The sequence below is a fragment of the Alteromonas sp. HB246098 genome, from assembly GCF_054890645.1.
Genome location: NZ_JBTZUG010000006.1, coordinates 173853 through 200787, shown reverse-complemented (window position 1 = coordinate 200787; position 26935 = coordinate 173853). Strand labels below are relative to the sequence as shown.

The window sequence follows — 26935 nt, the reverse complement described above, 5'->3', positions numbered from 1 at the left end:
AAGTTGTATCACCACCTAATTTACGTTTTATTAACGCTGAGGTTTTTATGTCGTCACTTTCTCAATTCGTACGCCTGTCGAACGAAAAAGTCACCTTAATATTCGACTGTCAGGGTCGTATGCCAAAAGTCATTTACTATGGTGCGCCATTAAGTGACAGCACAACGCCTGAAATGCTTAGCGTTTTAAATACACGCCAAGAAGCTAAGTGTGCGCCAGTAATAGAGCCACCAATTACTTTAGTACCAACCCATGGTGAAGGTTGGACAGGTCAGCCAGGCCTTGAAGTTTCCGGTGATGCTGACCAATGGTCAGCGGGCTTTTGCTTAGTAGAGATAAATCAAGACGCTCAATCGGTTGCCTTTATTGCTGAAGATGCGCATCGCGGTATGCGCCTTATTACAAATGTAGAGCTTGATACCGCGACCAGCGTTGTAAAATATGTTTCTCGTGTAGAAAACACCGGCAGCAGTGCACTGAACCTCAATTACCTGAATGCTGCTAACCTTCCACTTCCTACAACGGTTAGTAAAATCAAAACATTCGAAGGTCGTTGGTCTGCTGAATTCCAAACCAAAGATCACGACTTATTCTTTGGCAGCTACGTGCGTGAAAACCGTCGAGGCAAAACCTCTCACGATACTTTTCCCGGTTTAATTGCATTTCCAGATGGAACAGGCGAGCTTAACGGTGAGTGCTTTGGTTACCACCTTGGCGCTTCAGCAAACCATAAGCTTCGCGCCGAACTCATGGCTGATGGCAGAAGTTATGTTCAGTTCGGTGAATTACTGTTTCCTGGTGAAGTGGTACTTGATGCAGGGGACAGCTACACATCTCCGGTGCTTTATACCGGCTATGGCTGTGAAGGTTTCTCATCCCTATCGCAGCAGTTCCACAATTTTATACGTAGCAACGTGCTAAACCATAGCGCTGAATCTAAGCCTCGCCCAGTTCACTACAACACGTGGGAAGGCATTTATTTCGATCATAACGAAGACGAACTTAAAGCCTTGGCTGACAAGGTAGCACCGCTAGGTATTGAGCGCTTCGTTTTAGACGATGGTTGGTTCAAAGGCCGCAGAAACGACAAAGCTGGGCTTGGTGACTGGTTTGTAGATGAAGCCATCTACCCTGAAGGACTAGACGGGTTAATTGACCATGTTACTGGTCTTGGCATGGAATTCGGCATTTGGTTTGAGCCAGAAATGGTTAACCCAGATAGCGACTTATATCGCGCGCATCCCGAATGGGCTTTACAAACTGAAAACAACCCTCATGTGCCGTTTAGAAACCAATACGTACTGGATTTAACCAACCCAGAAGTGGTTGAGTACCTGTATAAAGTTATTACTGATGTACTCAAAGCCTATCCAAAAATTAGCTACATCAAATGGGACATGAACCGCGACGTAAACCACCCAGGTAACCTTCAAGGCAAACCGGCAATGCACGGCCAAATGGCAGCGCTTTACGGCTTGATTGACCGTGTAAAAGCGGCCAAGCCAGGCATTGAAATAGAAAGCTGTTGCTCAGGCGGCGGACGTGTAGATTTAGGCATATTGCCACACACAGATCGCTTCTGGACGTCAGACTCTAACGATGCACTAGACCGCTTATATATTCAGCGCGGTTGCTCTTACTTCTTCCCATCTGAAGTAATGGGCGCCCACGTAGGTCCGCGTGACTGCCATATTACAGGTCGTAACTTACCTATTGAAATTCGTTCTGCAGTAGCCTTATTTGGCCATATGGGTATAGAAATGGACCCGCGTGAACTGACAGACCACGAGCAAAGCGTGCTAACAGACGCCATTTCGCTTTATAAGAAATATCGTCATATTACTCACGGCGGCGATCTATTCCGCATGGATGACGACGGCATGAATGTGAAATTTGGTTATGTGTCGAAAGACAAGCAGGAGGGTATTTTTGCATATAACAGTGTTACAGAAACCGTACGCACTACGCCTAACCGTTTCTACTTCGCAGGGCTTGACGCTAACAAGCAATACTCCATTGAGCGTGTGTGGCCTGAAAAGCTGAAAGAATACACTCCTTCAATTTTGCAGCAAACTGAAGGGCAAGTGTTCTCAGGCGAAGTCTTGATGAAATACGGTATGCAGCTGCCGGTACTCTTCCCACAAACAGCCTTAATTTATACTGTTAAAGCCCTGTAGTTTTCTAAACGCTATGGCTTTCTAAGCTCTGCCTAAGGAAAATTAGAGTAAGCGAGCTACGCGGTATTACACCGCCGCTCGCTTTTTTAGTGCCTTTTTGATTTTTTTGAGTGTCTTAGCAAAACGTTCATCTTTCTCTTCTTTTATTCCCTCAACAAGGTTTTGCGCTTCATTTACCTTATCTGCATTAAGAAGAAGTTCAGCTAAGCGTAGCTGAGCCCAATTAGCTGCTGGTAGACCTTCAGTATCAATGGTCGCAATCTGGTAGTCCTCCAAATAGCTTTTTAGCGCGTTTATACCTGAAGTTGTGTACTCGCCACTTTCAACAGCAACTTGCCCTAAGCGATACTTTCCATACATAAGACTGGCTTTACGCTTTTGATAAGTATCCCAAGCCTCAGTATCCGCTTTCGAAACTGCAGCCACATCTGTATCTGATAAAGGCAACAAAGTATCGTAAGATGCCGCGTACTGCTCATTACCTAAATAGAAACTACCTAGCTCAACCCTAGCGCGAATTTGGGTACTATCATCTTCAATTAAAGAGGCAAAGATCGCCTCTGCTTCTGCCTGGTTATCTTTCTCCAAATAAACCTTAGCTAAGGCAAACCGACCTTCGGTAGCATCTAGTTTTGAAATTGTTTGCGCAAGTGTCATGGCTTCATCCATGTCCCCTCCTGCAATAGAAGGAGCCATTAAGTGAAACTGCATTAAGGCTTGGTAAACAGCAACCTCTTCTGGGGCGATTTCCACTGCTTTTTCTAAACTCTCTTTTGCTTTTTTCGCATAGCCTAGGGCTGAAAATATACTACTTGAGGCTTGGGCTCCCATCACGCTTGCGTGTGTATGGTAAGCCTTATAGTTATCACTGTAATCCTGAATAAACTGCTCTGCTGCCTCCTCGGCATCGTCTAAATCTATGTTCATCAGGGCAGAAATAAGCATGTTGTGCTGTTCTGGCGATTTGCCTTTAACGGCTTCGAGGGATTCTACAACGTATTTAAAGTCGCCTTGTTTGAAGTAGGCCTTTAACGTTGCTACCTCATCGGCGTTCGCTGTAGCAACGTCTTGTGCTGCTGCATGGCTTTGGGTAATAGCCGCTGCTGGCATTAACAAAATAGAACACACACATAGTGCTGACACAGTAGATTTACGCATTTTCACTTCCTTATGGTTTAGTTTATGGCTAGCCAGAAATACCGCTTTAAAGCGCTTTTTACTATCAATGATTGATAGAAGCAGACTTACATTACGCCACTATGCGTTACGATAGAAAATAAATATGTAACAAAATTAAAAAAGGATGCCGAAGCACCCTTTTCAAACTTTTATTTGCTGTCCATCTCTAGACCCAATGCCCATCGGTCGTCGAATCCCTTCCAAGGCTCTGGCTTCTTACCGTCTACGGGTACTTGGGCACTACTGCCGCTCACGTTCAGGTATTTACAATCATCTTCTAAACCTTTCACATGACAATTCATAAGCGCTAACGCGAAGTGCTCGTTGATACCATTCAGCTTTTGCACTTCCCACGCAGGTTCAATGTAGCTGCCCAAATCAAACTCGCTGCCATAGGCTTCTTTCGGGGCGGGGTGAGGTGCGACATTATGACGCGCATTTTTAACGGTAAGTAGCTTAGAACCTTCACTGCCGGTATTTTCGAATAACCATTTAATACCATCGTAACCAGAAATATCGTCGTTATCACCCGCCACATAAAGAACAGGTACCTTGATATTGTTAAGTGATTCAACGTCAAAAAGCTGATGTTGCCCGCCCCATGGGGCAAGCGCTAGCGCTGCTTTCCAAGCTGGCAGCACATCTTTGCTACTTTCTTCGCCACCAGCGCATGTATTTAGCGCGTCTTTAACAAGGGCTGCCACTTTAGGGTCTTGTGTACCGGTAAAGGTTGCTGCTGTTTGATCGTTAAATGCATAGCAACCACCGACTGTACTTACCGCGCCATAGCCTCCCATTGAATAACCAATTACCCCTGCTTTACTTGCGTCAACACTCTCTTTGAAAAATTCGTTTTCGCTGATGCTGTTTAAAGTAAGTACTTGGTCTCGTGAGCGGTTTAGTAATGTGCTTGGAAAACCTGAATATGGGTTTTCTGCAAAATTAACATCTTTATTCGTAGAATCTGTGTGGTCGACTGCTGCTACTACATAGCCGTGAGACGCAAGGTGTTCACCTAAATAATACATAAGCGTGCGATAGCCAGTATACCCGTGAGATATAACCACCACCGGGTAACCAGATTCTGCTGCAGCAATGGGCGCATCGCGGCTTGCATCTCCCTCAATTTCAAATACTTGACCACTTCGTGTTTCATTCACATACGTTGCCGTCTCAGCAGCACTTGAAGCTGGATACCAGACCTCTAGTGTCAACTTACGCTCGACATCATTTCCAGCAATATCTTTTACTTTTTCAGGATACGTGGCTTCAATAGTTTTTACGCCAACTGTATGTGTACCTTTCTCACTGAGCGACGGCATCACGTCGGCAGGAAAAGGTTTATACAGATTTTGAGCAGCTGATACTGTGGGTGAAACGATGGCAGCTGCTGAAACCAAAGCGATGGTACTAGCAAGTAGGGATAACGTTTTCATGGTGATAGGCATTTTTCTAATTAGTTAATAAAATAATAATACCTTTTAACGAGTGAGGAGCAAGATATGCGCTATTTATAATGGTAATTAGAAACAATAAGAAGCAATGATTGAAAAGGTGAAACGTATTACTTTTTCAATTTATGACGCTTCCTTGAACAATCACTTATTAATCTAAGAATTTCAGTTTCATTTGCAGTCCTCAAATAAAAGTGCGACTTGCTACAACCACCCTAGTGCTGACTGTACTGCTTTCAATTAGCCTGCTAGCAGGAAACACAGGCTTTAGGAAAGTAACATCCAAAAGCCGCGACCAGCTCACTAGTGTACAGTTATAGGTGCTTACGGAACCAGCTCACGAGTTCGTTATTAACCGCTTCTTTATTTTTAAAAAGTCCATGATTGTCGTTAGGGTACAATACCAGCTTATGAGGGATATTATATTTAACTAATTCAGAGGCGAAGTCTTCGGAATGCTTAACGGAAACCCGCTTATCAGCTGTACCGTGTAAAAGTAAAATTGGCACATTTGGTGATAATTCATCCACCCACTTTAGTACCGATCTTCTATCTAATTCTTGCTGCTTATTTTCTAGGTAGTTGGGAATTCGCTTTTTATATACTTTTTCCATCTCTGGACGATAGGTTAATCCTTTAGCTAGATCCGTATTTCCAGCAATGGTAGCGATAGCTTTAATGTTATTACTATGCTTCAGCGCTAAATGTGTTTGCATACCTCCTCGGCTCGCACCATACATTCCAACCCTATTTGAGTCAGCTCCACTTATCGAAGGTATCAAGTCTAATAAGGCAGTAACGTCTTTAACATCTTCCCCACCAAACTCATCTAACGTATCAAATTTGGTATGTGTTCCTCTATATTGACTTCCGACGACAACAAAGCCCTCTTGTGCAATAGGGAATAAGTTATGCATCATTGAGCCGAAAACTACACCGCCAAAATTACCATTTCCACCTCGATTATAAACAAGTACAGGGAGTTTTTTATCAGCCTCCTTTGGTTTGATAACATACCCTTTAACCATGAGAGAATCGACTTCATATTCAAATGTGCTGCAGTCTAAATTACTCTTATAAAGGTCATATTTTTCTTGCGTAAACATTGAATCAAACCATGCAAGTTTTCTATTTACGGCCTCTTCGGTCTTTGCGCTTTTCTCGTATTTCTTTTTCATTTGATTGCGCCAAGAACTATAGTCGGAAAATATCCAGCTAAAGCAGCTTCTCTCGTTTTTAACGAGCTCATGATCGAGTAAATTTGATGCCGAAGCTGAAAATGAAAGTAATAGCAAGGAAGCTAAAAGTATGTATCGTTCCATTACAAATCCTTTTTGTTTTGTTGAACTATTCCATTATGTTTTTGAATAGGGAGCCAATTGTTACGCTGAGATTTAAAACAATAGTCTAAAAGACACCAGCGAAGCAATCCTATGCAAGAACTTTCTTTTTTAAAGGAATTACTTGGCTTTTGGACATCCGGCGTTGAACTTGCGATATTAACTTGATTAGCGGCTCTAGTAATTGTTTGCTAAAACCTAGTGAATACAGATCAAAAGAGATTTGCAGGAGTTTTTTTACATATTCAGCCCTTGCTTTAGTACAGCAAAAAAAGAGCGAGAATAAAAAACAAAAAACCCAGCTTTTACACTGGGTTTAAATAGTATTTAGGGTCAAAAGTGGGTTTTATCTACACTTTTAATTTATACGTAAGCTAGAACGGAATGTCGTCGTCGAAGTCAAAGTCTGGCTCGGCCATTGGTGGGTTCTTAGGCTGACCTTGGTTACCACCTTGAGGCGCTTGATTATAGCCGCCACCTTGGTTTTGATTGTAACCACCTTGTTGACCACCGCCTTGCTGTTGCGCTTGGTTATAACCGCCCTGCGCTGGTGCTTGGTTGTAACCACCTTGGTTGTTTTGAGGACGTTGGTAACCACCGTTACCACCACCGCCTTCACCGCCGCGACCGCCAAGCATTTGCATTTGGTCTACGATAATTTCGGTAGTGTACCTATCCTGACCTTGCTGATCTTGCCACTTGCGCGTTTGCAGTTTACCTTCAACGTAAATCTGCGAGCCCTTTTTCAGGTACTCTCCGGCAATTTCTGCTAAGCGACGGTACATTGTAAGGCGGTGCCACTCAGTGCGCTCTTGAACCTGACCTTGTTGGTCTTTCCAGCTTTCGCTAGTTGCTAGGCTTAAGTTCGCAACGGCGTTTCCGTTAGGCATGTATCTAACTTCAGGATCATTGCCAAGGTTTCCAACAAGAATAACCTTATTAACGCCTTTCGTTGCCATTGATGTCTCCTGTAACGTTTTTAGTGGCTTGCTGATGTCTTCATTAACTAAGACATCAGCAAGCGCGAAAGTTCATCGAATATTAGCCGGTTAGTATATCGTATTTTATGTGGGAAATTTGAAATTTTTCGCCTCACGTTTACCTCACTAACTGCAACACGTTCTAGAACTTAACAAAATTTGTTGTCAGCGTCTTCTGAACTTTCGCGTTGTTTTGAGCAGAGCTTAGTTAGGGCGTTAAGATTAGAAACGCCCTCTTATACTTGCTACCACCACGTAATATAAAACGCTGCGGTCAAAATCACTACGGCGATTGACGCTACGTTAAACCCACTTGTGGTTTTGAACCGCACTTCATTCAGGTCAACCGCATTTTCACTAATGCCTTTCTTCTCTAGCAGAGAAACAACCACAGCTAAAGCAACACAAAGCAGGAATACGAGCCCAACACGGTCGATAAACGGCAATTCAGGCCAGAACTGTCTAAACACAATGCTTAATAAAAATGAACCTAACGCTGCAAGCAGGCCACCGTTTGCCGTGGTTTTCTTCCAGAACATACCCAATACGAACAGCGCGCAGATACCTGGAGTAAAGAAACCGGTAAACTCTTGAATGTATTGGAATGCTTGATCGAAATTGCCTAAAAGTGGTTTAGCCACCACCATTGCTATGATAAGCGCTATCAAGCTTACAATTCGTCCTACTTTAACGTAATGTTGCTGCGACTCGTTAGGGCGCTTATCTTTATAAAGGTCCATAGTAAAGATAGTAGACACGCTGTTTGTCATTGAGGCTAGTGATGACACAATTGCCGCCACAAGCGCGGCAAAAATAATACCTTTAAGGCCCACAGGCATTAGCGTCATCAAGCTTGGGTAAGCTTGGTCAGGCTTAGCTAGGTCAGGCACAATTAGTACCGCAGCTATGCCAGGCAACACCACAATTAACGGCATAAGTAACTTAAGGAATGCCGCAAACGCGATACCTTTTTGGGCTTCTTGCACACTCTTTGCCGCCAATGTACGCTGAATGATGTACTGGTTAAAGCCCCAGTACGACAGGTTCATTATCCACATACCACCAACCAGTACAGAAATGCCCGGTAAGTCCATATAATGCGAATTGTCTTTTGACAAAATCATGTCGAATTTTTCAGGTAGTTTATTGGTTAAATCGACAAAACCTTGAATAACACCGTTTCCATCGCTGATTAGGTTTAACGCGGTATACGACAGGAACAGCCCGCCAATGACTAACAGCACCACTTGAATAATGTCGGTTAACGCTACCGCTTTCAGGCCGCCATAAAGTGAGTAGGCTAGCGAGAAAAGACCTAAGAACATCATACCGTAAACCATATCTACACCGGCAATAGTGTTAATAGCCAGAGCACCCAACCACAACACAGCAGTAAGGTTTACGAATACGTAAACGCCTAACCAAAATATTGCCATTACTTTGCGCACGCGATGATCATACCGCTGCTCTAAGAATTGAGGCATGGTGTATATTTTATGTTTTAAAAAGATAGGTAAAAAGAATTTGCCCACAATAAGCAGTGTAATGGCGGCCATCCATTCATACGACGCTATAGCAAGGCCTAATTGGTAGCCTGAGCCAGACATACCAATAATTTGTTCGGCGGAAATATTGGCGGCAATTAACGATGCGCCAATCGCCCACCATGGCAAGCTTGAGCCTGCTAAAAAGTAATCGTTTGTGTCTTTCTGATGCCCCTGCTTTTCGCGAGAAACCCACCACGCAATTGTGACAAGCGCGACGACGTATATCACGAATAATGTGATATCTATTGATGCTAATTTCATAATTTTCCCAAAGTTTTTATTTTGGGTGCGGCGATTATTATGCAGGGTACACAGGTGAAAAATTGTTTTTATTATTTTATTGGTTTTTGCCACACCAGTGTCACGTATCAATACGCGTTTTTCGCATTCTACGATAAACCGTCAACCGGTCAGAAAACCACCGATAAACGCATCGTGTTATTGCGGGTAGTATTAGTAACACACTTTGTTGATCTTTTTTAACAAGAAATGTGCAATTTTGTAAAAAAAAAGCCGCTACCTATGGAAGCGGCTTAAGGGACACAAACAATTCTAGCGAATAGGATTGTTTAGAAAAAGGGAGTGATGTGTATCTAAAATCTTTGTTCCTGCTGATTTATCTTTAGGCAAATGCGCCTTGTGTTGCAGTGCACACATAGATGTCTGCATGATAGCCAGTTTCGTCAAAGTATTTGTCTGCTACTACTTTCTTCACAGCATCAACTTTGTCTGTAGGGGCAAGCGCCACTACGCAGCCACCAAAACCACCGCCCGTCATGCGGACACCTCCAGATTTACCAAGTACTTCACCGATAATCTCAACCAAATAATCAATTGGGCGTACGGTAATTTCGAAATCGTCACGCATAGAAACGTGAGACTGCGCCATAGCGTCGCTTACCGTTTCAATATCACCAGACTTTAACGCCTGACTTGCTGCTAAAGTACGCGCGTTTTCAGTAATGATATGCTTTGCTCGGCGATAAACCACTTCAGGCATGTGTGCTTTAGCTTCTTCCAGCATCTCCATGGTTGCTTCGCGCAACGATGAAACACCCAGTAGCGATGCTCCTTGCTCGCACTGCTGACGACGCAAGTTATACTCGCTGTCTACCAAGCCACGTTTCACATTCGAATTGATAATCACGATTTGGTGCGAATCTGGAAGCGGTGAATGCTCGATGGCTAATGACTGGCAATCAAGCAGCATTGCCATACCTTCGTTGCCCATGGCTGAGATTAACTGATCCATGATTCCGCACGAACAGCCTACGAAAGTGTTTTCTGCTTTTTGACCTAATAGCGCAGCTTGCACACCATCAAGAGGCAATTCATACAATGCGCTTAAGGCTTTTAGTATTGCCACTTCAAAAGACGCTGAAGAGCTCAAACCGGCGCCTTGTGGAACATTACCCGTTACCAACAAATTTGCGCCGCCAAAATCTGGCATAGCCTCTTTTAGTACTTTCACTACGCCGCGAACATAGTTTGCCCAACCTTGTTCCTCGTCGTAATTAATGTCTGACAATGAGAACTGGTTCTGCTGATTTTCGTAGTCCATAGCAGTAACTAGAATGTCATTATCGTTGCGCTTCGATGCCGCAACCCAAGTACCAAAGTTGATAGCAGCCGGAAAGACGAACCCTTCGTTATAATCGGTGTGCTCACCGATTATGTTCACTCGGCCAGGGGCGTGTGCTATTAGCGTTGGCTCATTGCCATAATGCGCTTCAAATTTTGAAGAAAGTACTTGGTTATCCATTAGTATTCTCACGTTGCTTGTAGTGCACCGCAGGCAGTGCTTTTAATCTGTCTGCCGCCTGTTCAGGGGTCAAATCTCGTTGTGCTTCGGCCATCATTTCGTATCCAACCATGAACTTGCGGACACTTGCTGAGCGCAATAGCGGCGGGAAGAAATGTGCATGAAGCGTCCACTCAGGGTGTTCTTCATTATCAAATGGCGCACTGTGCCAACCCATTGAATATGGGAAAGACGTCTCAAATAAATTGTCGTATTTCGCTGTTATCTCACCAATTATTTTGGCAAGTGAAAGAGATTGCGAATCAGATAGCTTATGCAAAGATTGAACATTAAAACGTGGCAGTAATAACGTTTCAAATGGCCATGCAGCCCAATATGGAACCACAACCACCCAGTCATCGTTTTGGCATACTACGCGCTCTTGCTTAATCACTTCTTGCTCTGCGTAATCTAACAACATAGGTGCGTTGTTTTCACCAAAGTACTGCTTCAGCTGTACCAATTTTTTTGCTGGGTCTGTGGGAATATGCTGCTGCGCCCATACCTGACCATGCGGGTGAGGGTTTGAACACCCCATCATTGAGCCTTTGTTTTCAAAAACCTGTACCCAACGATAGCTTTCACCCAGTTCAGCGGTTTGTTCTTTCCACGTCTTAACCACATCTACCCGTTCTTCGTCAGTAAGTTCAGGAAGTGTTTTACTGTGATCAGGAGAAAAACAAATAACGCGACTACAGCCTTGCTCTGTTTCAAATTGGAACAGGCCTTTTTTCTCACTGGCTTGCTCAGTGTCTTGCTTGAGCGCAGCAAAATCGTTTTGAAAAACAAACGTCCCTTTATAGTCGGGATTTACTTCGCCGTTCACACGCGTGTTAGACGGGCACAAATAGCAAGTAGGATCGTAAGATGGCTTTTGTTCGTTATTCGGCTCTTCAGAAGCCCCCTGCCAAGGACGCTTAGCACGGTGTGGCGATACTAGCACCCACTCGCCCAACAACGGGTTATAACGGCGATGTGGATCATTGGTTGGGTCGAAAGGGGTTCCCATAATCACTCTCTCTGAATAGGCCGGTTAAGCTCTAGCATAACGCTTTTGCATAACACTTAAAGGTTAAACGTTTACCCTAGCAATAATATAGCAAGCAATGCTGTTTATCAATTAACTAACAAAGAAAATTAATTGTTAAATTAATAACAATTAATTTTCTTTTGGTAATTCAGTGAATTTACTCAGCCCTGAACTTATATCGAATCGTTTCTTCATAAGTTTCACCCGGCTTTACAAAACAATTTGGAAACGACGGTTTATTCGGTGCATCAGGGAAATGCTGAGGCTCTAAACATAGGGCGCCTAGCTGATCGCTGTCTTTTAAACTTCCCGTATAAAACTGCAGCCCAGGAAGGCTAGTGTATAGTTCCATTGTAACGCCGGTATCCGGTGCTTTAACCGTAGCTTGTGGGGCATTTCCTGAAGCTGCTTGAAGCACATAGTTGTGATCGTAGCCGCCTACTCGGTCAAACAATGGATGCGAATTGTCTTGTTTAGCCCTTTCTTCTATTTTACTAAGTGAAGTGAAATCAAAGGGTGTATCAGCAACATCAACTAAATCACCGGTTGGCAACAGCGTACTATCTGCATCCGTCACCTTTTTTGCATCGATATGTAGCAGTGTACTACCCACTTTTTCATCGTTACTTAGCGTAAAGTAAGCATGTTGGGTGAAACTAAGGGGTGTTTCTTCATCTGTCGTTGCTTTGATTACAAGGGACAACTCGTTGAACTGATCAAGTGTATAAGAGGCTTCAACATTAATATTTCCAGGAAAGCCACCCTCGCCGTTTGGGCTAGATAAGGTAAATGTCACACTGGCACTATCGGGTGATTCTTGAGTACTAGCTTGCCACAATTTTTTGTGAAAGCCGGCATGCCCCCCGTGAAGATTATGCTCTCCGCCGTTTTTATCTAACGTGTATTGCTGGCCGTTTAGAGTAAATGTGCCATTCCCTATTCTATTAGCGTAGCGCCCTACAATTGCACCGCGATAGCTAGGGTCATCAATATAGCCCTGCAACGTATCAAAAGTTTGAACACAGCTAATCAACTCGCCCTTCGCGTTGGGAAAATAGAGTTCCTTGATAATTCCACCATAGTTAAGCAAGGTAACTGACATCCCGTTGTCATTGCTTAAAGTAAAAGCATTAACAGCTTTGCCGCTTACTTCACCAAATGTCGATACGTTGATTTTCATAACAATTATTTTACCTTATAGGGTGCTCGATTAATTAATCTCGGGCAATTTTTCGTGCTCGCCTGAAAAGTTTTAGAATCGGTAGAGCGTTCAGAATTGCTAAAAGGTTATACGTTTTCCGTTCTTTTTGACAGGGGTTTGGCGAGGAACTGTGTATGGTAAAACCACTTGATAGTTTTATCTATTGCTTGAGATGTGCCGCCATAGCACAGAAAGTGAGAATTTTACCTTTTTATGTAAATATAATGTACGCTATGCCAATCAGACCTCAAGGTCTTTAATGCATTAAAAAAACAAAGTTAAAGAGAAAATGGCAACAATAAAAGATATAGCCCAAGCCGCTGGCGTTTCGTTAGCCACAGTATCCAGGGTTATCAATAACGGCCCAAAAGTAGGCAACGATACTCGACAACGCGTTAAAAAAATCATGGAAGAAATGGGATACCGTCCCAACGCAAATGCGCGGGCTCTTGTAACTAAACGCAGTGCCTCATTGGGTGTGGTTATTGCTGAACTGCACGATCCATTTTTCGCAATGTTAGCCCATGGTGTTGAATCAATAACGCGCAAAAATAACGTTCAAATACTATTAAGTGCTGGGTCAATTGAAAAAGAAACAGAACTTCGCGCCATCGAAACCTTATTAGAACACCGTGTTGAAGCCATGGTAGTGCACAGCAAAGCCCTTGATGATAAGACTTTGATTGGCTTTGCTAGTCAAGTACCAGGTTTTGTTTTAATAAACCGTTACATACCAGAAATAGCAAATCGCTGCGTGTGGCTTGATAACGTGACCGGTGGTCGCCTAATGGCAGAGTATGCAATTAACCAAGGGCATGAAAATGTAGCGGTAATAAGCAGCCAATACCGTATTGATGATCCGAATCATCGTCTTGAAGGGATTAGAAACGCTATTGATAGCGCAAAGCTCAGCTTACCTGAAAGCATGATTGAATACGCCACGCCTGATCAGGAAGGTGGTGAATTAGCTATGCAGAACCTGCTAGCCACCGGCGCAAAATTCACCGCTGTATTGGCTTATAATGATGCGATGGCATCAGGTGCAATGACCATGTTACAGGACCACGGCATCTCAGTGCCCGAACAAGTGTCTGTAATGGGGTATGATGATGTATTGCTAGCTAAGTACTGTCGCCCCAAATTAACCACTCTGCGTTACCCTGTCGAAATGATGGCCGCAAAGGCCGCTGAGCTTGCACTAAAGTACGCGTCGGGGAGTAAACCAGAAGAAGGCTTAACTTTTAAATATACACCCACGATTGTTAAGCGAGATTCCGTAGTGCGAGTGTAATCTTCGCTAACATACTACCAGTCCGCATGGATAATAGTTTACAAACGTTAAAAGTAACAAATACCCGCCTATGGCGGGTATTTTATTTAAACAGTAAAAAGCCCATTTGATGAGTGATTAATCGCAATTCGATGTATTACCGTGCAATAGTATTCTAAAAATTTTATTTCACGAAACTGTTGACAAAAATACACGCTTGATCGTTTCACCCTAGACTTTTATCCCCAATTTGAAAAAGTGCCTGATCCTGCACATAATTACGATCAAAAAACATTAAGATCAGCATGGATTGCTCTACACCGCTTGATTTCACTGATATTTCGTGATCCGACCAGAAGGTTACACCAAGATCGTGATCTGCCGGTATATATGGCTATTAACAGACTTACCAACAAGGTTTTCCACTATTTATCCACAGAGGACAAAACTCACTTATTGAGTAAACCTCGCTAAAAATTGTTTGTACTGTTCAATGGCATAGTCACTTGTAAGCGTTGCATTATGTGTGGCTCCGGGAATTACGGAAATGTATTTTTTGCTACTTGAAGCATCTTCTAGCAATTGTTGGCTGATTGGATAAGGCGTTATCTTGTCTTGTTCACCAACTACAAGCCACAAAGGGCCTTCATAATGGCGAAGAATTGGTGCTATTTGCATACTGTGAACTTCGTCGTGAAGTTTCATGTTAGTGAAAGAATTAGAGAAACCCGGCACCATATTGGCAATTAAATCAGAAATGTTGTTGAAAGCCCCGTCCAGTACCAAAGCATCTATTTTTCGATTGGCCGCAACATAACTTGCGAAATAACTGCCTATACCACGGCCGTGAACAATAGTGGGAAGTGAGGCATCAAACGCATTTTCGACATAATCAAACTGGGTTAACGCGTCTTGCTTGATAGCGTTAATACTCAAATCTTTTGCCTTATCACTGGCCCCTACCCCCTGATAATCGAGCCATAAAATATTAGCGGGCAGCTTACCCAGCCTGTGAATAATGCTGTTATTTTCACTTAGCGGCATACGATTGTCTGCGAAGAAAACAATGTTAACGATTGGGTCAGGGTATGAAACGGCAACACCTCTTAGGGTTAATCCAGCTTCGTTTTTTACTTCAACACGGGTGATGCCCGCTGAGGTTTTATCTTTTTGAATGGCGGCGTGCAGCTTTGTGGTATCAAGAGGTTGTTGCTGCGCATCTTGATAGAAGAATGCAGAAGGAGATACGTTAATTGCACACCCTAATAGTGAAACACTGGCAACTACACTGATTACTGCGCTTTTAAAGGTCATCATTTAAGAACTGTCCGTGTTGATTTGTAATAGGGAAGTTTATATTTAACCTGCGAGTGCTTGAAAGTCGCGTCACTGCACACACTTTGTGCTTTGATATGCTAAACCAGCTGTAACAGTTTGCAACAGTTGTTCAGTTTCTTCGCACTACAAACTTTCTTATACTTGAGTCTATATTACTGACATAAGCTATCCATAAGAAAAAATTAAAATAATGAAAAGTACATCATTTTTCTCACCCCGCATTGCGCCATCAGCACGAATGATTTTCGCCTGCTGCACGCTACTTTTGCTCGCCGCTTGCGAGTCTACGCCACCCGAGCTTGACTCATCATTAATTCCTGCGTCGCAAAGAAAAGACTATCAGCTAACCATGTCTAAAGCGAAAGCTTGCCCAATTAACTTGGCAGAATTAATCGATATGCGGTCGAGTAAAGACTTGCTCGTTGGAAGCAGTAATGTAACAGAAGACACGCTCTATTCACTGTTACAGCAAAGCTTAGAAGCGATGAATGTCAGCCCAGATATTGAAGCAGCCACAAGCGTTAAAGTAGTACTAAACCGCGCGTTTGTAAAAAGCTTAGGAAGTAATATGGTTGCCACCGTGGTGCTTAATGTTTTGTACAAACCTGATAATGCCGATGAGTATTCACCCGCCACCACTTTCAGAGGGCAAAGCGTAAATGTAAACGCCAGTGTCAGTGAAAAAGAGAGCAGTCAGATTGCTATCGATGCCATGAAAACCGCCATTCATGATGCCACCAAACGTATAAAGTCTTCACTACTACACAACTGTGGAAATACGCTAAGCGAACTAGAGGCGGTATAAGCCTAAGAAACTATAGAGTGGACACGATTGAGTGAGCGTAAACCCTAAGCTCGAACTTTCAATCAGGAGAAGATTCAGTAGATTAGACGCGTGTTTTTAACCATAAAGCACGCCATGCCGCCGTCAACCGCCGCTTTTCTACCCATGTCGGTATCTTCAAACACCACACAATGCTGTGGTGCTACCCCCATTAGTTCTGCCGCACGCACAAAGGTTTCAGGGTGAGGTTTACCTTGAGTGACATCATCGGCTGTAACTAGCGCAGATAATTGGGCTAGCAGGCCGTGTTCATTTAACACCATTTGCGCATGCTGCCTATCTGAGCCCGTCCCCACTGCAATGGGCATGCTTCCTTTATAGTGATTAAACACGTTAAGGGTATCTTGAATAAGCCTTGGCACATGGTCTAGCCCTTCAAAGGCCTGTTTTTTATTTGAAGCAACCTCTGCTGGATCGTGGCTTTTTCCATACTTTGCATTCATAAGATGTACGGTTTCAAAGGTAGGAACACCACCTAAACTGTATTGATAGTCTCGGTCGAAGGGATAATCAAACGCATCGCACGTAAGCTGCCACGCATCAATATGCGCCCCCATTGAATCGACCAAGGTGCCATCCATATCAAAAATAATGGCTTTGTAGCTGCTTAGGTCAATCATGGTTTTCGCTTCCTTTTCAAAAATGGTGTGGTGCTAACCTTTCATGGTTGCAATGAGATCAGCAACTATGCAGACAACACGTCTCGCGCTTTTACGGCGTCGAAATCACGATCAACTTTTAAGTATACCGCGCTATTTTGACTGTTTAATGTCACTTCCAGTACACCCGGCACCAGCAATAGGTCGGCCTCAATGCTAGAAGCATTTGAACTATCAAACTCTGCGTTCATCATCACGCGCTTTACCCGACTCACTTCTTTAACACCAAAAATAATGAACAGCCAAAGCAGAGTACTAGCAGCGCCGATGCCATAAGCGAGTTCTTGCGACCAAATATCGGTAACTAAGCCTGAAATTACACCACCTAAAAACGCGCCAAAGAACTGAAAGCTAGCGTAAAGACCCATAGCCGTTCCTTTTTGGCCCGCTGGTGCAATACTCGACACCAATGCAGGGAAATTCGCTTCTAAATAGTTAAAGCCAGTAAAGAAAAGAACCACGGCTGCGGTAACCCACCACCAGCTATGGTCCTCTAAACTCAGCGCCAAAAACGCACCGCCCATTAATACAACGCCAGTTACAAGGAGCGATTTAGGCGTACGGCCTCTTGCTGCTCCCATCATTATGATTAGACCTACAATTGACGCGCCTAAAACGGGTAAGTAAACCGTCCAATGGCTATCTAACGTCATATCAAAGTTCAGTAGCGTTACGGGCAGTTGAACAAACAACAGCGTTATCATCATGTGTAGAATCATCACACTTATATTTAAACGCCATAACTGAGAAGAAAAGACCAAACGCTTTAGCTGGTCTTTTTGCGGGAGTGTATCACCACTGCTCAGCTGCACGCCGTTTGGCACTACCCATTTAACCAACGGCATGCAAAGAATGGCCAGAATACCAGTAATACCAAACACGCCGGCAAGCCCGTAGCTGTTCGCAATAAGTGGCCCTAAAATAACGGCTAAATAGAATGAAAAGCCAATGGCAATACCTATAATAGCTAACACTTTGGCTCGCTGACTTTCCCGGCTGACATCGGTAGCAAGGGCCATTATCGCACCTGCAATAGCTCCAGCGCCTTGAAGAATACGCCCAACAATCATCATAACCATGCTGTCGGCGTTTGCTGCTACAAAGCTTCCTAATGCAAAAACAGCAAGCCCTAGCAAAATAACGGGTTTACGCCCCCATTTGTCAGACATCATGCCCATAGGAATTTGCAGCGCAGCCTGGGTTAGGCCATATCCACCCACGGCAAGTCCCACCAATAAAGGCGAGTAATCCGGGTAGTCCATCGCGGCCACAGCCAATACAGGCATAACCATGAACAACCCCATCATGCGTAATACGTAAACGGAGGCGAGTGCAAGCGCGGCGCGTAATTCCAAAGCGTTCAAAGCGTCTGTTTCCCTCAATAAATAAAATCAAAAAAACATAAAAGCGCGCAGAGAACACCTGTTTCTGCTGCATTAAGAATAAGGCCGCGAAGTGTAGCATAATACCAGTCCGCATAGATAATTGCCCACGTACCTAAAATTCGATTAATACAATTGGCATTTTCTTCAACTCGCGAAGTTGATTTAGCCTTTTCGCCTTCTTAAGGGTTTAAAAGTGGAGATAAAATCACCACTTTGCAAGGTAGTTTCGTTAGTACTAATCGTAAGCTTGTGCCTGTAAGGTGATCTGCTTACTCCACTCACAGTATAACTTGAATGTCATATCACTTTACTTGACACCTATGGCATACTGATTCTTTTTCTCTCATTTAGGCTTCAATGGATAAAATCGAAATTCGCGGTGCTCGCACCCACAACTTGAAAAACATCGATTTAACACTGCCACGAGACAAACTGGTGGTGATAACCGGCCTTTCTGGCTCGGGTAAATCGTCTCTTGCATTCGACACGCTTTATGCGGAAGGTCAACGTCGTTACGTTGAGTCTTTATCTGCCTACGCGCGTCAGTTTCTTTCCATGATGGAAAAACCCGATGTTGATCATATTGAAGGGTTGTCACCTGCAATATCCATTGAGCAGAAATCAACATCGCACAACCCGCGCTCCACCGTGGGTACCATCACTGAGATTTATGACTACTTACGTTTGATGTTTGCCCGTGTAGGCACACCCCGTTGTCCAGAGCACGATGTGCCTTTGGACGCACAAACGGTTAGTCAAATGGTAGACAGAGTGCTAGCGATGCCAGAAGGCAGTAAGCTGATGTTGCTAGCGCCCATCGTTAAAGAGCGCAAAGGTGAGCACGTTAAGACGCTGCAGAACCTGTCAGCACAAGGTTTCATTCGCGCGCGTATTGACGGAGAAGTTTGCGACTTGTCCGATCCACCGCCACTGGATTTGCATAAGAAGCACACCATTGAAGTTGTGGTGGACCGCTTTAAAGTGCGTGACGATATGGCGCTGCGTTTATCAGAATCATTTGAAACAGCGCTGAGCCTTGCTGGTGGTAACGCTGTCGTAGCTGATATGGACGACAAAGACGCGGAAGAAATAGTGTTCTCTGCCAACTTTGCTTGTCCTCACTGTGGCTACAGCATTAGTGAACTTGAACCACGTCTGTTTTCATTTAATAACCCAGCGGGGGCCTGCCCAACTTGTGACGGGCTAGGTACCAGACAGTTCTTTGACCCCGCACGCGTTGTCGGCAATACCGAATTGAGTCTGTCTGGCGGCGCTATTCGCGGATGGGACAAGCGCAGCTATTACTATTTCCAAATGCTGCAGGCGGTAGCAGACCATTACAAATTTAGTCTTACTGTACCGTTTGAGGAACTCGATAAGAAGCATCAAGACATAGTGCTTTACGGGTCCAAAGGGAAATCGCTGTCCTTTAAGTATATCAACGAGCGCGGCGACGTGATGGAACGCAAACATCCATTTGAGGGCATAATCCCAAATATGGAGCGCCGCTATCGCGAAACCGAATCGAATTCAGTTCGTGAAGAGCTAGCAAAATATTTAAGCCAACAACACTGTAGCAGTTGTAACGGCACCCGGTTGCGGGTAGAAGCGCGTAACGTATTTATTCAAGATACTAACTTACCTGCTATCGCAGAAATGTCGATTGCAGATGCGTTTGGCTTCTTTGAGTCACTTAACCTGGAAGGTCAGCGAGCGCAGATAGCTGAAAAGATTCTAAAAGAAATTATGGACCGCCTAAGCTTTTTGGTGAATGTGGGCCTAAATTATCTTTCTATGTCGCGCAGTGCCGACACCTTATCCGGTGGTGAAGCCCAACGTATTCGACTAGCAAGCCAAATTGGCGCAGGACTTGTTGGCGTAATGTACGTACTCGATGAACCGTCCATTGGTCTTCATCAACGCGACAATGAGCGACTGCTTGGCACCCTTACACGCTTGCGCGACTTAGGTAATACAGTATTAGTTGTTGAGCACGACGAAGATGCAATACGCGAAGCCGATTACATTGTGGATATTGGCCCGGGTGCCGGTGTACACGGTGGTGAAATAATTGCCGAAGGTTCGCTGGAAGACATTAAAAACAGTGAAGACTCACTTACCGGAAAATACCTATCTGGTAAGGAAAAAATAGATATACCTGCTAGCCGTACGCCAGTTAAAGACGATAAGTGGTTAGAGCTTTTAGGCGCTACGGGTAACAACCTGCAATCCGTTGATTTACGTATTCCTACGGGTGTAATGACCTGCGTAACGGGGGTGTCTGGCTCGGGTAAATCAACGCTGATTAACGATACTTTCTACAAAATTGCACAACGGGAATTAAACAAAGCTACCACTTCTGAACCGGCGCCGCATAAGTCAATGACGGGGTTAGATCAGCTCGACAAAGTGGTAGATATTGACCAAAGCCCAATTGGTAGAACCCCGCGTTCTAACCCGGCTACCTACGCAGGCATATTCACTCCCATTCGTGAAATGTTTGCGGGCACTCAAGAGTCACGTTCACGGGGCTATAAGCCTGGCCGCTTTAGCTTTAACGTGAAAGGCGGGCGCTGTGAAGCATGTCAGGGCGATGGTGTGATTAAAGTAGAAATGCACTTTCTGCCAGACGTGTACGTGCCCTGTGATGTATGTCAGGGCAAACGCTATAACCGTGAAACCCTAGAGATAAAATACAAAGATAAGAACATTCATGAAGTGTTAGAAATGACCGTGGAAGATGCTCGTCAGTTCTTTGATGCTATTCCATCTATTTCACGTAAATTGCAGACACTGATGGATGTGGGTTTGTCTTATATCCGACTTGGTCAAGCGGCCACCACGTTATCTGGTGGTGAAGCGCAACGAGTAAAATTGGCGAAAGAGTTGTCAAAAAGAGACACTGGGCAAACACTTTATATTTTGGATGAGCCTACTACAGGTTTGCATTTCCACGATATTAAGCAGTTGTTAGCCGTCCTTCATCGACTACGCGATCACGGTAATACCGTTGTGGTTATTGAGCATAACCTAGATGTAATCAAAACCGCAGACTGGATTGTCGACCTTGGACCTGAAGGGGGATCTGGAGGTGGCCAGATTATTGCAGAAGGAACACCAGAGCATGTGGCACAACAAGAAGTTTCACATACAGGACGATTCCTGAAACCCATGCTCACACAAGCTTGAGCCGGTTTAGATGTAAATTCGTAGGCGTTGAGCGCATGACTTCTTCTTTGTAAGCTGTTGTGTAATTTACACAGCAGCTTGTAAAAAGTGCGCGTTGACGTTTATTTGCACGTTTTTCCATGCTGGTCAGAGCTTGTTTTGGCAAATCATACGTTACGATGATTTATGTGAATTTTGCAGTAAGAATTGCTGGAGCGAAACCCAATGACTCAAACGCCACCACTAGCCTTAGTTAAGACTTGGTACCACTTACTTTCATCATCTGAAGATAACGATGTTAAAGCGCGCGCACAAGAAATGCTGTTAAATGCTTTCGAGTCGCCAGAGGCTATTGCAGTTTATTTGAAAGAACACAATATTCTTAAGCACTGATCAAAAAAGCCTTAGCGTAGTTTATGTAACCGCGCTAAGGCTTAATGTTTTTCATGTCTGAGAAAGATTATAGAAGATTAAGCGTGCTTAGCTGCTTGAATTGCTAATCCTTCGCACACCGAATTGAACGCATCGTTTTCTAATCGAGGCAGCCCCGTAAGCAGTTTTTCATAGAGAGCATCGACTACAATAGGTGATAAACTCATACCACCCGTTATCATTACCACCTCTGGTTTTTCACTGCTGTTTTCCAAACATTCCACGACTAACGCTTTCACTTTGTCTAGCCAAGGTTTTAACGCCTTTTTAAGTGAATCCTGTGAAATCTCTACATCAAAGTCGTCTTCAATGTAGTGCAGCGGTAGCGTAATGTTTTGCTTGCTCGAAAGTAGTTCTTTGGCCAAACGCGCTGAGTTGACCACTCGAGCAGACAACTTATTCTCTTGCACGATAAGCAAACGCTCTAACTGGGCCGGCTCTTTAATCACTGACATGGATTGAGAAATATCTAACCCGTAATCATCAGAGAAAAAGCGCGTAAGCGCTGGAATGTTATCAACAGCGCACATATCAGAAAAATAGGTAGGCGGAACAGGTAACCCGTTAATCATTTTAAGGCCCATACCCATTTCAGGGGCTATGCCTTTAAGAACCAAGCTTTTATCACAGTCCATACCGCCTAAACGTCTGCCTGTTACCGCTAGCACATCGTCTTTACGGTCAAGCTGATTAGAACGCTCCGGCGAAAGCTTAATACAGCAAATATCCGTCGTTCCCCCACCAATATCGATAATTAGCGTGGTAGTGTCTTTTGGTAAGGTTTGCTCAATCTTATACGCTGCAGCAATAGGTTCATCCAAGAAGTTTACACCTGAAAACCCAGCGTTAGTCGCCGCTTCAGTCATAATCTGAATGGCTTGGGCATTGCCCTCTTCACCGCGGGTGCCATGAAACTTAACAGGTCTGCCGATAACCGCATTGTTTACCACCTTGCCTAGCTGCTGTTCGGCACACTGTTTAAAGTAAGCAAGCTGCTTGGCAATAATGCCGATGAACGCCTGTTTTTGGTCGCCATCTAGCGATGCGCCTAAAAAGTTCTTGGGGGAATAGATAAGTCGGCCTTTGTCCGGCATTTTAAGAAAGCGCCTAAAGCCCTCTTCACCAAATGCAAACTTGCCGTGCTCTACCAAACGCAGCAAAGGAATTTCGTCTAGCGACATGGCGTGCATTAACTGCTGAATCGCTTTTCGTTGAAGGGCTGGCTTGTTATGGAGGTCACCACGAAGCGAGTCGATTCGGCTGCTATACATTGCCTGCTCTTTCGGGTCTTTTGCCGAATAATAGCCGTCTTTAGCTTTGTCTATTTGTTCGCTTATTACACGCTGTAACTGCGCAACTTTCGCCTCCACCATAGCATCAGGAGGCGGCGGCAGTTCATCTTCAAAGTAAATGAACACCGAAGAACGAATTTTATTGCCCTTTTTATCTAGCGGGTCAAGTTTGATGTGCTGATGGGCCGTTCCATCAAAATACACAACCTCAGAATTTGATGTACCGTAGTCAATCCCAATCGCAGTCATAGTATGTTCGCTCAAAAAGTTAGATGCGGATTGTAATGCAAAAGAAGCTAACGGCACACCCCCTGTAAGCTAATCGAAACACAACGATTTGCCTTAAACACAATCGCTTACACAAGGGCTTACTGAAAACCCCTGCCCATAATGCTAGAGTAGGAATTAAACTTATAACAACGCCTACAATAATTTATGAGTAACACAGCACCACTTATCACTTCTTTTGACGTACGTTTTTGTGAAACCGATGCTTTACAGCATGTAAGTAACACAGCATTAGTCGCGTGGTTTGAAGCAGCCAGAGAACCCATTTTCAGAATGTTTACCCCTGAGCTAGACTTACAAAACTGGCCACTCATTTTGGCCAGTTATAAGGTCGATTTTTTAGCTCAAATTTTCTATGGAAAGCCAGTTACAGTTAAAACGTATATTAGTCGATTGGGAAACAGTGCGTTCGACGTGTTTCAAGAGTTATGGCAAGACGATAAGCTATGCTCAACTGGCGTTACCACCATGGTGCATTTCGACTATAAAACACAGCGCTCTGCGCCAATTCCAGATGATGTGAAGTCAGAGCTACAGTCACACTTTAAAGAATTACCAACTAAGTAATAAAGCGCAGTACGAGGTATCCATGAGCGATTTAATTGAAGTTATTGATGATGTACTACCACCCGAACTGTGCTCGCAGCTTATCGCGCGCTTTGAAAGCAGCCCTAATTTAAGTCAAGGCCGCACTGGCGGTGGTGTAGATTTAGATAAAAAGCGTAGTATGGATGTGTCGATAAGCCGAAGCCCGGAATTTAAAGACTTATTTCAGCAAGTGATGCAGCACACCGGAAAGCAGCTGGTTGCCTATATTGAAAAATACTATTTTGCGCTTGTTGGGCCTATTGGCTTAACCGTACGCCACCCAAAAACCGGCGAACCGGTAAAAGTAACCGGTGAAAATTTTGATGAAGTGGGCAAGCCAAACTTGGTAAATTTGGTGAATTACCTGTTTCGCGTAGGTGATGTTAATGCACAGCGATACACCGCGGGTAACGGCGGCTACCCATATTGGCACTCTGAAGTGTATCCGCAGCTTCAACATAACGATGCGCTGCACCGCGTGCTGCTGTTTATGTACTACTTAAACGATGTGGAAGAAGGCGGCGAGACCGAGTTTTATTATCAAAACCGTGCGGTTAAGCCCAAAGCAGGCAGAATGGTAATTGCGCCAGCCTATTTTACTCACACGCATCGCGGTCAAATTCCAAAGAGTAACGACAAGTACATTTTAACGTCGTGGCTTTTGTTTAACCGCGCTGAGCAGATTTATACGCAGGGCTAGCTTAACGATAACTCCGTGATGATGTGCTCTAGCTCTCTGTACTCTTTTTTGTCGATAGGTAAGAAGGGCGCAGGCAAGCTAGGCGTTTCACAATAGCCCAAAATTTCTGCCGCAGCAGCAACCACACGCAAGCCGCCGCCATTGCGCGCAAACATGCTCCATATTCCGCTTAACGCTTGTGACTGAGCCTGTGCATCGACAGCATTACAAGACTGAGCGGCGTCGATAATACGCATTACAGTTCGCGGGAATATTCCACCTATAACAGAAAGCCAAAGGTCGCAACCTTCGCACATTCCTGCTGCGCCGAAACTATCGCCACTTACACCGATAGCAATGTTTGCAGGCATTATTTCTCGCAATGATGATAATCGGCGAGCGCCTTCGCTATTGCTTGCTGAAGTGGGTGAGATACCTTTGCTAGCGCTATTATCCATTGAATTTTTAGCAAATGTGGCAAATGGCGAGCCGGGTATTTTAATCGCTCCGATATTCGGTAATTTTCCTATGCGAAGGTATAAATCATCACTAAAGGTAAAATTAGTCACGCGAGGGTTTTCATAAACGCAGATAGGCACAGACACTTCGTGACTCACTGCCTCATAGAGGCCGTACACTTCGTCTTCGTTAAGTACTTGATAAGAAACCGGTGCCAACAACACAGCATTAACCCCTGCTTGCTGCACAGCTTCAACGTTTTTTAACACGTCATAGGTACGAAGGGCCCCGACGCCTGCCATAACAGGAATGCCTTGTGCGTGGTTAACGGCGAGCTTTACTACGTTGTACTTTTCTTCTCGCGTTAGGTAAGGATACAGCCCAGTAGAGCCAATGGCGCAAATTGAATCTACGTTAGCTGAGGCTAAATTATCAACAAGCCCTTGAAACGCTTTGTAGTCTATCGTCTCTTGTTTAAATGGGGTAATGGGAAACGCTGATAGCCCTGTAAACACCTGATGTCCTTATTTTAAAACGTTTAATGCTTCCTAACGTTAACGCATCACCTATGCATTGTCTCTATCCAGCTCGTCGTGACACTTGAGATAGTAGAGGTAACCTTCTTTAGCGTGGTTGTACATTCAAGGCTACCGCTAGAACCCCTCAACCGCTTCACCTTTTAAGCGGTAACCTACTGATGCGATATCGCCTTTCCAGCCGTCGGTCGATAGTTCGCCAGTCACCCATATCGCATCGTAAATATTATCAATGCGTACACCTTCTTCAAATTTTACGTACACAATTTGATTGGACGGCGGCGGTGGTACGTGAATACAGGCTCCAAAATACGGAACAAGTAAGAACTCGGTGGTGAGTTCTGCGGTACCTTCAAGTGGCACAACAAAACCCGGAATTTTCACTCGTTTACCGTCAAAGGTATCGACGACTGGTGCGTCTGGCTGGAGCTGACTCATTTCACCATTGTGCTGAACCGAGGGTGGTGCGAGTTCGTTAAAGCCTTCAGGTACAAGGTCTTCCCAATACACCTCTACAAGAGCTTTGACAGGCGCTTCATCTGCCAGTGCGTTGAAAGTTACAACCATCATTAGTACAGCAAATAATGAGGTCATGGATAATTTATGGTGGATCATACTGCTCTCTATCGTTGAGTATTTTGTTCGCTTTTTTGTATCGGCTTTTGCTTTTCGTTTTCAATCTTCACTTTTTAGCCACATACAAAAAGGGCCGGTATTACACCAGCCCTTTGTATCATCAATTTAAAGCAGCGTGAATTATTCTGCTTCGAAACGCGCGATGCTTGCGGTAATTTCTTCTTTTGCAGCTGCAGCGTCTGCCCAACCGTCAATCTTAACCCACTTGCCTTCTTCAAGATCTTTATAGTGCTCGAAGAAGTGCTCGATTTGCTTAAGAAGAAGAGGAGGTACGTCAGCAATTTCTTTAACGTCACGATAGATAGTAGAAAGCTTGTCTACTGGTACCGCTAGTACTTTTGCATCTTTACCAGACTCGTCAGTCATGTTTAGTACGCCAACTGGTCGACACTTAATAACAGAACCCGCAAGTAGTGGGAACGGAGTCATTACTAGAACGTCAACTGGGTCGCCGTCTTCAGACAAGGTGTTGTTAACGTAACCGTAGTTAGTTGGGTAGTGCATGCAAGTTGCCATGAAACGGTCAACAAATAGTGCACCTGTGTCTTTGTCTACTTCGTACTTCACCGGGTCAGCGTGTGCTGGAATTTCGATGATCACATTTACTTCGTCTGGTACATTTTTACCAGCAGAAATAGCACTTAAGCTCATT

Annotated in this window: 22 protein-coding genes; 7 read left to right on the top strand and 15 right to left on the bottom strand. The window is 44.2% G+C overall.

Features of this window, described 5'->3' with window-relative positions; all coding sequences use genetic code 11:
* The first annotated feature begins 47 nt into the window (after positions 1 to 47).
* On the top strand, positions 48 to 2177 hold the full coding sequence (locus ACYTPF_RS14160; protein ID WP_461852667.1) for an alpha-galactosidase: 2130 nt from the start codon (positions 48 to 50) through the stop codon (positions 2175 to 2177).
* A gap of 66 nt (positions 2178 to 2243) precedes the next feature.
* Here ACYTPF_RS14160 and ACYTPF_RS14155 read toward each other — a convergent pair whose 3' ends face one another.
* The 8 genes from ACYTPF_RS14155 to ACYTPF_RS14120 form a co-directional block, all read right to left on the bottom strand.
* Positions 2244 to 3335: a tetratricopeptide repeat protein gene (locus ACYTPF_RS14155; RefSeq protein ID WP_461852666.1), complete on the bottom strand. Its 1092-nt coding sequence runs from the start codon at positions 3333 to 3335 to the stop codon at positions 2244 to 2246.
* A 170-nt stretch (positions 3336 to 3505) separates the two neighbouring features.
* The gene (locus tag ACYTPF_RS14150) at positions 3506 to 4792 is read right to left on the bottom strand and encodes an alpha/beta hydrolase family protein (RefSeq protein WP_461852665.1); all 1287 of its coding nucleotides are present in this window, start codon (positions 4790 to 4792) and stop codon (positions 3506 to 3508) included.
* 332 nt (positions 4793 to 5124) lie between these two features.
* Complete coding sequence (locus tag ACYTPF_RS14145; protein ID WP_461852664.1) at positions 5125 to 6132, bottom strand: alpha/beta hydrolase family protein; 1008 nt, start codon at positions 6130 to 6132, stop codon at positions 5125 to 5127.
* Between the two features lie 392 nt (positions 6133 to 6524).
* Positions 6525 to 7109 carry a single-stranded DNA-binding protein gene (locus ACYTPF_RS14140; protein ID WP_179982031.1) on the bottom strand — a complete coding sequence of 195 codons (585 nt, stop codon included), beginning with the start codon at positions 7107 to 7109 and terminating at the stop codon, positions 6525 to 6527.
* 266 nt (positions 7110 to 7375) lie between these two features.
* Positions 7376 to 8938 (bottom strand): sodium/sugar symporter, encoded by a 1563-nt coding sequence (locus ACYTPF_RS14135; RefSeq protein WP_461852663.1) that lies wholly within the window; start codon positions 8936 to 8938, stop codon positions 7376 to 7378.
* A gap of 361 nt (positions 8939 to 9299) precedes the next feature.
* Positions 9300 to 10439: a galactokinase gene (gene galK / locus ACYTPF_RS14130; protein WP_461852662.1), complete on the bottom strand. Its 1140-nt coding sequence runs from the start codon at positions 10437 to 10439 to the stop codon at positions 9300 to 9302.
* Positions 10432 to 11487, bottom strand: coding sequence for a UDP-glucose--hexose-1-phosphate uridylyltransferase (locus tag ACYTPF_RS14125; RefSeq protein ID WP_461852661.1), 1056 nt, complete (start codon positions 11485 to 11487; stop codon positions 10432 to 10434). The genes galK and ACYTPF_RS14125 overlap by 8 nt, the downstream gene beginning before the upstream one ends.
* A 178-nt stretch (positions 11488 to 11665) precedes the next feature.
* Positions 11666 to 12688, bottom strand: coding sequence for an aldose epimerase family protein (locus ACYTPF_RS14120; RefSeq protein WP_461852660.1), 1023 nt, complete (start codon positions 12686 to 12688; stop codon positions 11666 to 11668).
* A gap of 310 nt (positions 12689 to 12998) precedes the next feature.
* Between ACYTPF_RS14120 and ACYTPF_RS14115 the strand changes: the two genes are divergently transcribed.
* Positions 12999 to 14000 carry a LacI family DNA-binding transcriptional regulator gene (locus ACYTPF_RS14115; RefSeq protein ID WP_461852659.1) on the top strand — a complete coding sequence of 334 codons (1002 nt, stop codon included), beginning with the start codon at positions 12999 to 13001 and terminating at the stop codon, positions 13998 to 14000.
* A gap of 432 nt (positions 14001 to 14432) precedes the next feature.
* Here the strand turns inward: ACYTPF_RS14115 and ACYTPF_RS14110 are convergent, their stop codons facing one another.
* Entirely contained in the window at positions 14433 to 15296 is an 864-nt protein-coding gene (locus ACYTPF_RS14110) for an alpha/beta hydrolase family protein (RefSeq protein ID WP_461852658.1), read from the bottom strand.
* 211 nt (positions 15297 to 15507) lie between these two features.
* Between ACYTPF_RS14110 and ACYTPF_RS14105 the strand changes: the two genes are divergently transcribed.
* Entirely contained in the window at positions 15508 to 16122 is a 615-nt protein-coding gene (locus ACYTPF_RS14105) for a hypothetical protein (RefSeq protein WP_461852657.1), read from the top strand.
* Between the two features lie 74 nt (positions 16123 to 16196).
* Here ACYTPF_RS14105 and ACYTPF_RS14100 read toward each other — a convergent pair whose 3' ends face one another.
* The gene (locus ACYTPF_RS14100; RefSeq protein WP_461852656.1) at positions 16197 to 16781 is read right to left on the bottom strand and encodes an HAD family hydrolase; all 585 of its coding nucleotides are present in this window, start codon (positions 16779 to 16781) and stop codon (positions 16197 to 16199) included.
* 65 nt (positions 16782 to 16846) lie between these two features.
* Positions 16847 to 18184 (bottom strand): MFS transporter, encoded by a 1338-nt coding sequence (locus ACYTPF_RS14095; protein ID WP_461852655.1) that lies wholly within the window; start codon positions 18182 to 18184, stop codon positions 16847 to 16849.
* 378 nt (positions 18185 to 18562) lie between these two features.
* Here ACYTPF_RS14095 and uvrA point away from each other — a divergent pair, with 378 nt between their 5' ends.
* Both uvrA and ACYTPF_RS14085 read left to right on the top strand, forming a co-directional pair.
* A complete protein-coding gene (uvrA, locus tag ACYTPF_RS14090) occupies positions 18563 to 21394 on the top strand; it encodes an excinuclease ABC subunit UvrA (RefSeq protein ID WP_179982021.1) in 2832 nt (943 codons plus the stop codon).
* A 204-nt stretch (positions 21395 to 21598) separates the two neighbouring features.
* Complete coding sequence (locus ACYTPF_RS14085; protein WP_025256952.1) at positions 21599 to 21766, top strand: hypothetical protein; 168 nt, start codon at positions 21599 to 21601, stop codon at positions 21764 to 21766.
* A 77-nt stretch (positions 21767 to 21843) separates the two neighbouring features.
* Here ACYTPF_RS14085 and ACYTPF_RS14080 read toward each other — a convergent pair whose 3' ends face one another.
* Positions 21844 to 23346 carry an Hsp70 family protein gene (locus ACYTPF_RS14080; RefSeq protein ID WP_461852654.1) on the bottom strand — a complete coding sequence of 501 codons (1503 nt, stop codon included), beginning with the start codon at positions 23344 to 23346 and terminating at the stop codon, positions 21844 to 21846.
* A gap of 186 nt (positions 23347 to 23532) precedes the next feature.
* Between ACYTPF_RS14080 and ACYTPF_RS14075 the strand changes: the two genes are divergently transcribed.
* On the top strand, positions 23533 to 23952 hold the full coding sequence (locus ACYTPF_RS14075; protein ID WP_136783137.1) for an acyl-CoA thioesterase: 420 nt from the start codon (positions 23533 to 23535) through the stop codon (positions 23950 to 23952).
* 22 nt (positions 23953 to 23974) lie between these two features.
* Complete coding sequence (locus ACYTPF_RS14070; RefSeq protein WP_461852653.1) at positions 23975 to 24673, top strand: 2OG-Fe(II) oxygenase; 699 nt, start codon at positions 23975 to 23977, stop codon at positions 24671 to 24673.
* Here ACYTPF_RS14070 and ACYTPF_RS14065 read toward each other — a convergent pair.
* From ACYTPF_RS14065 to ppa, 3 genes are all read right to left on the bottom strand, one after another.
* Positions 24670 to 25626 (bottom strand): dihydrodipicolinate synthase family protein, encoded by a 957-nt coding sequence (locus ACYTPF_RS14065; RefSeq protein ID WP_461852652.1) that lies wholly within the window; start codon positions 25624 to 25626, stop codon positions 24670 to 24672. The genes ACYTPF_RS14070 and ACYTPF_RS14065 overlap by 4 nt on opposite strands.
* A 138-nt stretch (positions 25627 to 25764) precedes the next feature.
* A complete protein-coding gene (locus tag ACYTPF_RS14060) occupies positions 25765 to 26262 on the bottom strand; it encodes a DUF3299 domain-containing protein (protein ID WP_423078648.1) in 498 nt (165 codons plus the stop codon).
* Between the two features lie 141 nt (positions 26263 to 26403).
* Entirely contained in the window at positions 26404 to 26934 is a 531-nt protein-coding gene (gene ppa, locus ACYTPF_RS14055; protein ID WP_014947861.1) for an inorganic diphosphatase, read from the bottom strand.
* Between the last annotated feature and the right edge of the window lies 1 nt (position 26935).